Source organism: Bacteroides luhongzhouii, assembly GCF_009193295.2.
Classification (GTDB): domain Bacteria; phylum Bacteroidota; class Bacteroidia; order Bacteroidales; family Bacteroidaceae; genus Bacteroides; species Bacteroides luhongzhouii.
Genome location: NZ_CP059973.1, coordinates 404,665 through 415,900, shown reverse-complemented (window position 1 = coordinate 415,900; position 11,236 = coordinate 404,665). Strand labels below are relative to the sequence as shown.

The 11,236-nt window shown below is 42.2% G+C and carries 8 protein-coding genes, 1 rRNA gene and 1 pseudogene; 8 read left to right on the top strand and 2 right to left on the bottom strand.

Annotation, left to right across the window (positions count from 1 at the left end; translation table 11 throughout):
• Positions 1–32: 32 nt before the first annotated feature.
• Positions 33–143 (top strand): 5S ribosomal RNA (rrf, locus tag GD631_RS01540).
• Between the two features lie 98 nt (positions 144–241).
• On the opposite strand, the pseudogene GD631_RS01535 reads toward rrf, so the two are convergent.
• Positions 242–439 (bottom strand): annotated as a pseudogene (locus GD631_RS01535) (glycoside hydrolase family 15 protein); the annotation flags it as partial.
• A 359-nt stretch (positions 440–798) separates the two neighbouring features.
• On the opposite strand from GD631_RS01535, the gene GD631_RS22395 reads away from it, so the two are divergent.
• The 7 genes from GD631_RS22395 (at position 799) to GD631_RS01500 (ending at position 8,818) form a co-directional block, all read left to right on the top strand.
• Positions 799–879 (top strand): potassium-transporting ATPase subunit F, encoded by an 81-nt coding sequence (locus GD631_RS22395; protein ID WP_143260060.1) that lies wholly within the window; start codon positions 799–801, stop codon positions 877–879.
• Between the two features lie 31 nt (positions 880–910).
• On the top strand, positions 911–2,617 hold the full coding sequence (kdpA, locus tag GD631_RS01525; protein WP_143260048.1) for a potassium-transporting ATPase subunit KdpA: 1,707 nt from the start codon (positions 911–913) through the stop codon (positions 2,615–2,617).
• 18 nt (positions 2,618–2,635) lie between these two features.
• Complete coding sequence (kdpB, locus tag GD631_RS01520) at positions 2,636–4,669, top strand: potassium-transporting ATPase subunit KdpB (protein ID WP_143260047.1); 2,034 nt, start codon at positions 2,636–2,638, stop codon at positions 4,667–4,669.
• Positions 4,670–4,686: 17 nt separating this feature from the next.
• The gene (locus tag GD631_RS01515) at positions 4,687–5,259 is read left to right on the top strand and encodes a K(+)-transporting ATPase subunit C (RefSeq protein WP_143260046.1); all 573 of its coding nucleotides are present in this window, start codon (positions 4,687–4,689) and stop codon (positions 5,257–5,259) included.
• 121 nt (positions 5,260–5,380) lie between these two features.
• Positions 5,381–6,145: a TorF family putative porin gene (locus GD631_RS01510; RefSeq protein WP_143260045.1), complete on the top strand. Its 765-nt coding sequence runs from the start codon at positions 5,381–5,383 to the stop codon at positions 6,143–6,145.
• 83 nt (positions 6,146–6,228) lie between these two features.
• On the top strand, positions 6,229–7,359 hold the full coding sequence (locus tag GD631_RS01505) for a sensor protein KdpD (RefSeq protein ID WP_143260044.1): 1,131 nt from the start codon (positions 6,229–6,231) through the stop codon (positions 7,357–7,359).
• A gap of 19 nt (positions 7,360–7,378) precedes the next feature.
• A complete protein-coding gene (locus GD631_RS01500; RefSeq protein ID WP_143260043.1) occupies positions 7,379–8,818 on the top strand; it encodes a sensor histidine kinase in 1,440 nt (479 codons plus the stop codon).
• A gap of 79 nt (positions 8,819–8,897) precedes the next feature.
• On the opposite strand, the gene GD631_RS01495 is transcribed toward GD631_RS01500, so the two are convergent.
• Positions 8,898–11,225 carry a Gldg family protein gene (locus GD631_RS01495; RefSeq protein WP_143260042.1) on the bottom strand — a complete coding sequence of 776 codons (2,328 nt, stop codon included), beginning with the start codon at positions 11,223–11,225 and terminating at the stop codon, positions 8,898–8,900.
• Between the last annotated feature and the right edge of the window lie 11 nt (positions 11,226–11,236).

Sequence of the window (11,236 nt, the reverse complement as noted above, 5' to 3'; positions counted from 1 at the left end):
CGATTTTACTTTTCATCATGTCATAACCTTATTCAGGTGGTTATAGCACGAGGGTTCCACCTCTTCCCATTCCGAACAGAGAAGTTAAGCCTCGTCACGCCGATGGTACTGCGTAACAGTGGGAGAGTAGGTAGCCGCCGTTTTTAAGAAGCCCCTTGATTCAACCAGGAATCAAGGGGCTTTCTGTGTTTAAACCAGAAGAGAAGATAACCTCTTCTCTTCTCTTCTCTTTTCTTTTCTTTTCTTTTCTTTTCTTCTCGGCCCGGATGCCATATATAATTTGATAATCATGTTTGGAAACGAATGTGGATTGGATAAATTTCATAAAACGTTTAGCTGCCCCCGTGTGTCCGATCTGAAACATGGTTTCGATGGACATGGAAGCATCCCGAAGGCAACAAAAACGATAATCCCAATTGCGGACCTCTCCTACAGCTTCCCGGCGGTTTAATTTCAATCACTTTATTTCTTTGTAGAATTTGTAGCTTCTGCCGGGTGCAGAGTGAGTCAAAATAGAATCCTTTTTTCAAAATGGAAGGGTATGTTGGATGGATAGAAAGTTCCTTGTGATACGTATATTCTTGAATATTAGCTTATTATCTGTTATCCGCTTTTTGTGGCACGCATTTGGCATGAAAGGTGGTAAGTAAAAAAATAATAGTAATCATTTAAAAGGTAAAAACATGGGAATAACATTATCATTTATTTTCTGCCTGTTAAGCGGTTTCGCTTGTTTCTGGCTATTTTGGAAATGTGTAGACTGGTTTGAGAATATTTAAAGAAAAAGGAGAATTGATTATGTACACAGCATTATTCGTATTAGGTATTGTGATCTTCGGTTATTTGATGTACGTGCTCGTCAAACCCGAAAAGTTTTAAAGTAACACACACAGTTTAAGGTAAAAAGTATATGAATACAGAAATTTTAGGCGTGGTTGTTCAGATAGCCTTGATGGTGATTCTGGCTTATCCACTGGGAAAATACATCGCCAAGGTCTACAGAGGAGAAAAGACCTGGTCCGATTTTATGGCTCCTATTGAAAGAGCTATTTATAAAGTATGTGGAATTGACCCTAATGAAGAAATGAACTGGAAACAGTTCTTGAAAGCATTGTTAATATTGAATGCTTTTTGGTTTTTCTGGGGAATGGTACTTTTGGTTTCACAAGGGTGGTTGCCTCTGAATCCGGATGGAAACGGACCTCAAACACCGGATCAGGCATTCAATACCTGTATCAGTTTCATGGTTAACTGTAACTTACAGCATTATAGCGGTGAAAGTGGTTTGACCTATTTTACACAACTGTTTGTTATCATGCTCTTCCAGTTTATTACTGCCGCAACAGGTATGGCTGCTATGGCAGGTATCATGAAGAGTATTGCCGCAAAAACAACCAAAACGATTGGTAACTTCTGGCAATTTCTGGTAATAAGCTGTACACGTATTTTATTGCCTCTTTCTCTGATTGTAGGTTTTATTCTGATTCTCCAGGGAACTCCGATGGGATTTGACGGTAAGATGAAAGTGACTACGATGGAAGGCCAAGAACAAATGGTTTCTCAAGGTCCTACGGCTGCAATTGTTCCTATCAAGCAATTAGGTACGAATGGTGGTGGTTACTTTGGTGTAAACTCTTCTCATCCGTTGGAGAATCCGACTTATCTTACTAATATGGTAGAATGTTGGTCTATCTTGATTATCCCGATGGCAATGGTATTTGCGCTGGGATTCTATACCCGCAGAAAGAAGTTGGCTTACAGTATATTCGGAGTAATGCTTTTCGCTTTTCTGGTAGGCGTATGTATTAATGTCAGTCAGGAAATGGGCGGTAATCCACGCATTGATGAACTGGGAATTGTGCAGGATAATGGTGCGATGGAAGGTAAAGAAGTTCGTTTGGGAGCCGGAGCAACGGCATTATGGAGTATTGTAACTACTGTAACCTCTAATGGTTCTGTGAACGGTATGCATGATTCTACTATGCCGCTGTCCGGAATGATGGAGATGCTGAATATGCAGATTAACACCTGGTTCGGCGGTGTAGGTGTAGGATGGATGAATTACTATACATTTATTATCATTACAGTGTTTATCAGCGGTTTGATGGTAGGACGTACGCCGGAATTCCTCGGCAAGAAAGTGGAAGCCCGCGAAATGAAAATCGCTACGATTGTAGCTCTGCTTCATCCGTTTGTAATTTTGGTATTTACGGCACTCTCAAGTTATATTTATGTGTACCATCCTGATTTTGTGGAAAGTGAAGGTGGATGGTTGAACAATTTGGGATTCCACGGTTTAAGTGAGCAACTTTACGAGTACACTTCTTGTGCTGCCAATAACGGTTCCGGTTTTGAAGGTTTGGGAGATAATACTTATTTCTGGAATTACACGTGCGGTATCGTTCTGATTTTGAGCCGTTTTATTCCTATCATCGGACAGGTTGCCATTGCCGGGTTATTGGCACAGAAGAAATTCATTCCGGAAAGTGCCGGCACATTGAAGACCGATACATTGACTTTCGGAGTAATGACATTTGTGGTTATCTTCATTATTGCTGCGCTGTCATTCTTCCCGGTACATGCATTGAGCACAATTGCTGAACATTTAAGTTTGTAATACTGAATTAGAGAAGATATGAAAGATAATAAATCAGCTTCTTTGTTTCCAAAGGAGCAAGTTATAGAAAGTTTGAAACAGGCATTCGTGAAACTGAACCCGCGGATGATGATAAAGAACCCGATTATGTTTACAGTAGAAGTGGCTACAGTGGTCATGCTGCTTGTAACGCTCTACTCCATTGTAAACTCTTCACAAGGTTCGTTTGCTTACAATATTGCCGTGTTTATCATTCTGTTTGTAACCTTGTTGTTTGCCAATTTTGCTGAAGCTATTGCCGAAGCACGTGGTAAAGCACAGGCCGACAGCTTGCGTAAGACTCGTGAAGAGACACCGGCAAAGAAGGTGGAAGGTAATAAAATCGTTATCGTCAGTTCTTCACAGTTGAAGAAAGGAGATGTGTTTGTTTGTGAGGCCGGAGACGTGATTCCTTCCGATGGTGAGATTATTGAAGGCTTGGCTTCTATTGATGAAAGTGCTATCACCGGCGAGTCTGCCCCGGTTATTCGTGAGGCAGGTGGCGACAAGAGTTCTGTAACGGGTGGTACGAAGGTATTGTCCGATCATATAAAAGTAATGGTGACTACTCAACCGGGAGAAAGTTTTCTCGATAAGATGATTGCACTGGTGGAAGGTGCTTCCCGCCAGAAAACCCCGAATGAGATTGCGTTGACTATTCTGTTGGCAGGTTTTACGCTTGTTTTCGTCATAGTGTGTGTTACCTTGAAACCGTTTGCCGACTATAGTAATACGGTCATCACCATTGCTTCACTTATTTCTTTGTTTGTGTGTCTGATTCCGACAACTATCGGTGGACTTCTCTCTGCCATCGGTATTGCCGGTATGGACCGCGCGCTTCGTGCCAACGTGATTACTAAATCCGGTAAAGCAGTAGAGACTGCCGGTGATATTGATACGTTGTTGCTGGATAAAACAGGTACTATCACAATCGGTAACCGTAAGGCAACTCATTTCCATACGGCTCCGGGTGTTAATTTGCATGATTTTGTGGAGACTTGTCTGTTGTCTTCCTTGTCCGATGAAACACCGGAAGGTAAGTCTATCGTAGAACTGGGACGTGAGTCGGGCATCCGTATGCGTAACCTGAATACAACAGGAGCACGTATGATTAAATTTACGGCTGAAACCAAATGTTCGGGAGTAGACCTGGCAGATGGAACACAGATTCGTAAAGGTGCTTTCGACGCTATCCGTAAGATGGTGGAAGGAGAAGGAAATGAATTTCCGAAAGAAGTGGAAGAGATCATCTCTTCTATCTCCAGCAATGGTGGTACGCCGTTGGTAGTATGTGTAAACAAGAAAGTGACCGGTGTCATTGAGTTGCAGGATATTATCAAACCGGGTATTCAGGAACGTTTCGAACGTCTGCGTAAGATGGGAGTGAAGACGGTCATGGTGACAGGAGATAACCCGTTAACTGCAAAATATATTGCCGAAAAAGCCGGTGTGGATGATTTTATCGCTGAAGCTAAACCGGAAGATAAGATGGAATATATCAAGAAGGAGCAGCAGGCCGGTAAATTGGTTGCAATGATGGGAGACGGAACGAACGATGCCCCTGCTCTGGCGCAAGCCAATGTAGGTGTAGCCATGAATAGCGGTACACAGGCTGCAAAGGAAGCTGGTAATATGGTCGATCTGGATAACGATCCGACAAAACTGATCGAGATCGTGGAAATCGGTAAACAATTGTTGATGACACGTGGTACACTGACCACTTTCTCTATCGCCAATGACGTAGCGAAGTATTTTGCGATCGTTCCAGCCTTGTTTATGGTTGCTATTCCTGAACTGGCAGCTTTGAATATCATGCACCTGCATAGTCCTGAAAGCGCCATTCTTTCAGCGGTTATTTTTAATGCGATTATTATTCCGATTCTGATTCCGCTGGCTTTGCGTGGTGTGCAATACAAACCGATAGGTGCAAGTGCCTTGCTTCGCCGTAATCTGTTGATCTATGGTTTGGGTGGTGTGATTGTTCCTTTCGTGGGAATCAAGTTGATAGATTTATTGGTAGGTTTATTCTTTTAATTAAAAAAACAATAGCAATGAAAACTTTATTGAAGTCATTAAAAATAACGCTTGCTTTTTGTGTCTTTTTCTCCGTATTCTATATCCTTATCTTGTGGCTGTTTGCACAGGTTGCAGGTCCTAATAAGGGAAATGCTGAGGTAGCTACGCTGGATGGGAAAGTAGTGGGAGCAGCCAATGTGGGTCAGATGTTTACAAAAGATATTTATTTCTGGGGACGTCCATCTTCTGCCGGAGACGGATATGATGCTACGAGTTCCGCAGGTAGTAATAAAGGGCCTACGAATCAGGAATATCTGGATGAAGTGAAAGCGCGTATCGATACTTTCCTTGTGCATCATCCTTATTTAGACCGTGCGGATGTGCCTGCCGAAATGGTTACAGCCAGTGCTTCGGGACTGGATCCTGATATTACTCCCCGATGTGCGTACGTACAAGTGAAGAGAGTGGCGCAAGCACGCGGATTAACAGAAGAACAAGTAAGAGCGATTGTTGATAAAAGCATAGAAAAACCGTTCCTGGGATTTTTGGGAACAGAAAAGGTGAACGTGCTGAAATTGAATATAGCTCTTGAAGAAAGTAATAAGTAAATGAAGATCAGGAGCAGCGTTCCTGTCCGAATCGTTTGGGTTATGCTAGCGGTTCAAATTAACAGGGTTGGATGGGGCGCTGCTTTTTTACAGGAACATAAAATAGAATAAGATAAAAAGTATGAAAAGTTTTTTTAGTAAAAAGAGTATTTTAGGAACAATGGCTGTAGCAGCCGTATGTATGTTGGGAACTAACGATGCACAAGCGCAAGAGTTTACCATACAAGGTGATTTGGTAAGTTCGTATGTATGGCGCGGTATTTATCAAGGTGGTGCCGCTTCTTTTCAACCGACTTTGGGATTTAGCATAGGAAATTTCTCGCTTACTGCATGGGGATCAACCAGTTTGAGTGAAAGTAATAAAGAAATAGACCTTACTGCGGCTTATAAGTTTGGTGAAGCGGGACCGACACTTTCAGTGGCCAGTCTTTGGTGGAACGGACAAGCTGATGTAGCCAATGGAGAACTTACAAATGATTATTTCCATTTTAAGAGTGGCGACACCGGACATCATTTTGAAGCAGGATTAGCTTATACGCTTCCTATTGAGAAATTCCCATTGTCCATCGCATGGTATACCATGTTTGCCGGTGCCGACAGAAAGATGACTGACAAGGGGGAAGAAAAACAGGCATATTCTTCTTACGTAGAACTGAATTATCCGTTCAACGTAGAAGGGGTAGACTTGAATGCTACCTGTGGAGTGGTTCCTTATGAAACTCCGCAGTATGATGTGAATGGTTTTGCAGTGACGAACCTTGCTTTGAAAGCAACGAAAGCTATAAAGTTTAATGATAAGTTTTCATTGCCTATATTTGTGCAGGCTATATGGAATCCGCGTTTGGAGGATGCCCATCTAGTATTTGGCGTAACTTTAAGGCCATAAAATAAACTCATGAATTTTTGTGAACCCGTGGTGATCGTGACGATTGCTACGGGTTAGGATGTTTAAAAAAACAGATTGACATAATGGATGATAGAGAACAAAGTGTACAGTATTTTTTGGATCTGATAAAGAGATCCCACCGGGGTAAATTTAAGGTTTATATCGGTATGATAGCCGGTGTGGGAAAGTCATATCGTATGCTTCAGGAGGCACATGAACTGCTGGAGAACGGTGTGGACGTACAAATCGGCTATATCGAAACTCATGGACGTGCCGGGACGGAAGCGTTACTGCAAGGACTCCCTGTCATTCCGCGCCGCAAAATCTTCTATAAGGGGAAAGAATTGGAAGAAATGGATGTGGATGCGATTATCCGTATCCATCCGGAAATAGTAATTGTGGACGAACTGGCGCATACCAATGTAGAAGGCAGTATGAATGAGAAACGTTGGCAAGATGTGATAACTTTGCTGGATGAGGGGATCAATGTGATTTCGGCAATCAATATTCAGCACATCGAAAGCGTGAATGAAGAAGTGCAGGAGATCACGGGCATTGAAGTGAAAGAACGAGTGCCCGACAGCGTACTTCAGGAGGCGGATGAGGTGGTGAATATTGACTTGACGGCAGAGGAACTGATTGCTCGTTTGAAAGCGGGGAAGATCTATCGTCCGGAAAAGATTCAGACAGCATTGGATAATTTTTTCAGAACCGAGAATATTCTTCAATTGCGTGAGTTGGCTCTGAAGGAAGTTGCGCTGCGGGTAGAAAAAAAGGTGGAGAATGAGGTGGTGATGGGAGTAGCTGTCGGACTTCGGCATGAGAAGTTTATGGCTTGTATCAGTAGTCACGAGAAAACACCCCGGCGGATTATCAGAAAGGCGGCAAAGTTGGCAACCCGGTATAATACTACGTTTATAGCTTTGTATGTTCAGACTCCGAAAGAGAGTATGGATCGAATTGATTTGGCCAGTCAACGCTATTTGTTGAATCATTTTAAACTTGTGGCGGAGCTTGGGGGAGAAGTTGTCCAGGTACAGTCGAAAGACATTTTGGGAAGCATCGTCAAGGTTTGTAAAGAGAAACAGATATCGACAGTGTGTATGGGAACTCCTAATTTGCGGCTACCGTATGCTATTTGTTCTATACTGGGATATAGAAAGTTTTTAAATAATTTGTCGCAAGCTAATGTCGATTTGATTATACTTGCATAATATTAATCGTATGAACGTTATGAATATTAAAACGAAACTGATTCTTGGCATCGGAATGCTGGCCGGAATGATTATTTTGTTGGTAACACTTTCAGTAGTGAATCTTCAAACTCTGACTGCGACAGAACCTGATAGTCCTGCTGCTATGCCCGCTTTGGAACGTGCATTGCTCTGGATCTCCATAACGGGGGGAATCTGTATCTTGACTGGACTGATATTGCTTTATTGGCTGCCCCGTTCTATCAGCAAGCCGGTTAAGGAGTTGAAAGAAGGAATTCTTGAAATAGCCAATCATAACTATGAGAAGCGTCTGCAAATGGATAATAATGAAGAGTTCCGGGATGTAGCGGATAGTTTTAACCGGATGGCAGAACGTTTGACCGAATATCGTGCCAGTACTTTGTCGGATATCCTTTCTGCCAAGAAGTTTATTGAAGCCATTGTCAATAGTATAGATGATCCGGTGATTGGTCTGAATATGGAACGTGAGATTCTGTTTATCAATGAGGAAGCACTGAATGTGCTGAATTTGAAACGGGAGAATGTGATTCGTCAATCGGCGGAGGAACTGGCTTTGAAGAATGATCTGCTGCGGCGGCTGATTCGTGAACTGGTGACACCGGGCGAACAGAAGGAACCGTTGAAAATATATGCAGACGATAAAGAGAGTTACTTTAAGGCATCTTATGTTCCCATCATTAATACGGAGGCTGAAAAGGATGAACCTCGCAAATTGGGTGATGTTATTTTACTAAAGAATATTACGGAATTCAAAGAACTGGATTCTGCCAAGACTACATTTATCTCAACCATCTCTCATGAACTGAAAACTCCGATTGCTGCTATTATGATGAGTCTCCAACTGCTTGAAGATAAACGTGTCGGTGCGTTGAATGATGAACAGGAACAGCTTTCAAAGAGTATCAAGGAGAACAGCGAACGTTTGTTAAGCATCACCGGAGAGTTGCTTAACATGACGCAGGTGGAAGCTGGAAAACTGCAATTGATGCCAAAGATCACCAAACCGATTGAATTGATTGAGTATGCAATTAAAGCTAATCAGGTGCAAGCGGATAAGTTTAATATTCAGATAGAAGTGGAATATCCGGAAGAGAAAATCGGTAAACTTTTTGTCGACAGTGAGAAGATTGCCTGGGTGTTGACGAATCTGTTAAGTAACGCTATTCGTTATTCAAAAGAAAACGGGCGTGTGGTTATCGGTGCCAGGCAGGATGAAAACTGGATCGAACTGTATGTTCAGGACTTTGGCAAAGGCATTGACCCGCGTTATCACAAAAGTATCTTCGACCGTTATTTCCGTGTACCCGGAACGAAAGTGCAAGGCAGTGGTTTGGGATTATCTATTTCCAAGGATTTTGTGGAAGCTCATGGCGGTACGCTGACGGTAGAGAGCGAATTGGGGAAGGGGAGTCGGTTTGTGATGCGGTTGAAGGCATAGTTTTGAAGGAGTTTATGAAAGAATTAGACTTCCGACAGGCACAAAATCTGCTTGCCGGAAGTTTCTCTATTCTTTCTTTTTATCGTTTTCTTCTTCTCCAGCATATCCAAATGCCACACAGACCAATAATAAATGGAATGCCATAGCAATAGATAATTTTGATAGTGGATAGATCCATAGGAGTCAGGCTGATATCTTTGTCGAGATAAGGGGCTCTGGAAGAAGATACCGGAAATTCATTATAGCATAGCCAACGGAATGAACCGGGAATCATATTGAAGTTGAATGAATAGATACCCTGCCTTGAGCTTTTTTGTAGTTCGGCATTGCTGAAACAGTCTGCATCACCCAACACAATGATCCGTTGTTTTTTATCTTTGCCTTTTATCTTGCGGGTTAACGCTATTGCCGTGGGATAGGCTCCTAGCTTTTCACCTTGAAGAGAGTCCAAAGAAAGGGAATCATTCACAAAATCTTTTGTTTGATACTCAATCCATGTTTGTTGAGCGTTGCTTTGTAATAAAACTATTGGATGGAATTTTGTTGTATCGACAACTTCCAGAGCAACAGCCGATGGCATGGTGACTGCGCTATGCGTCTGCCTGTCAACCATACGTTTGTAGAAGCCTCCTATACTGTCGGCGGCTATCTGGGTAGCTTTCGCGAGAACGAGGTCTCCGGGATTAACATCAGAAGGTTGTGCAATGATTCCCGGCAACAGTTTTAAACCAACTTTCCGGAGTAAAGGATTCATTACTTCCTGACGTCCGACGTCTCCCATAATCATCATATTACCTCCGCGTTCAAGAAAACGATCTATGATTTCTTGTTCTTTGGAACTCATGGAAGAACGCATTTCAGCGATAAGTAATATATTGATATTACTTGGTATATCATTCATATCCTTCAGATTCAGTTCCACCAAATCAAAACCTTGATTAATCATGGAATAACGAAAGCGTCCATGTGTGGCAAAAAGTGAGTAATCCTGATCTCCCTTTTTAGTGGTGGAACGTTCCTGATGTCCTGTGATGGCGCCTACCTTCACAGGAGTAACAAGCATTTTCTTCAATGCTGCGGAGATTTCTGTTTCAGAAGGGTGATATTCCATATCGTCGAACAAGCGAAGGCGGGCTTGTTCACCGGATCTACGCTCAACAACACGCACAAATCGGTAGTTTTCTTTTGCCAAGTCTATTTTTTCTTTCAGTTCTTCGGCACTTTTCAGCTTTTGGGGATTGAAGTTCTTTTTCTTGGCAACTTCATAAGCTATCTCACGAATGTTCTTATTCGGATATTGGCGATAAAGGGCACTGTCTTTCGGTGTGGAGTAATAGTAAACATACTCCATCTTTATCTCCGGTTTGAAACGTGTGTACATTTTGAAGCGTGCCATATCCTCTTTTTGCTCTTTTGGAGAAGCGACATCAAATTCTTTATCGAAAATATTGACGTAAGTTGTGATTGTCATAGGACCGGACAATTGCTCCATTACTTTCTGGCTTTCTTCTGAAAGTGTACGTTGTTTGCTGCGGGTAGCATCATAAAAGCCCATCATTGCCGGACGTGAACTGACAAAGCCGATAACTATAATGGTACATACAGCTAAGGCATAGCGCATTGTTTTTGAAAGGAGTGAACGCCGTGTTTTTTCGTTGTTCAGTTTAATGACCGATAGCCAGAGGAATAATAAAATTACGGCAAGGAAATAGATAACGTCATCGCTACATATCAATCCTCCAACCATCTCACTGGCACGTCCTTTAATGGATAGCCAATAAGTAATTTCTCTAAAGAATATGGACTCCTGCCCAATTCCTCCCACATAATTGAGAAATGCTAATGCGGAAAGGGTGGCGACAGCTGCCACAACCTGGTAAGATGTGAGTGTGGTCATAAAGAGACCGATAGAACAATAGGTCAGTATCAACAGAAACATGGATAACAATCCCGCCAAGATAAGTGTAATATCGACATGCGGCACGGAGATAAACATTACGATTGTCGGTAGGGCAAGGATGATGACAAAGATCAGGGCGAATACCACCATTGATACAAACTTGCCGGTAATGATTTGGACACTATTTACCGGTGATGAATAAAGTAGTTTGATAGAGCCTGATGAATATTCACGACTCATTAAGTTCATGGTTAATAAAGGAATATACAGATAGATCGTTTCCTGGATTACTTCATATATTCCTTTGAGACCAAGGACAAAACCGGCTGTGACACTGAAAGTGATCGTGTTGCCCAATGCTTTTATTTTTACTATTTCCGTCAGGATATTCATAAAATCGAATCCTACCTGGCATGTAAATGCAATCAGTAGCAACCATGCGACCGGTGAGTAAAAGAGTACCGCTAGTTCGGTACGGGCTATTCTAAGTATAAGTCTTAAGTTCATCTTTTTCTCTT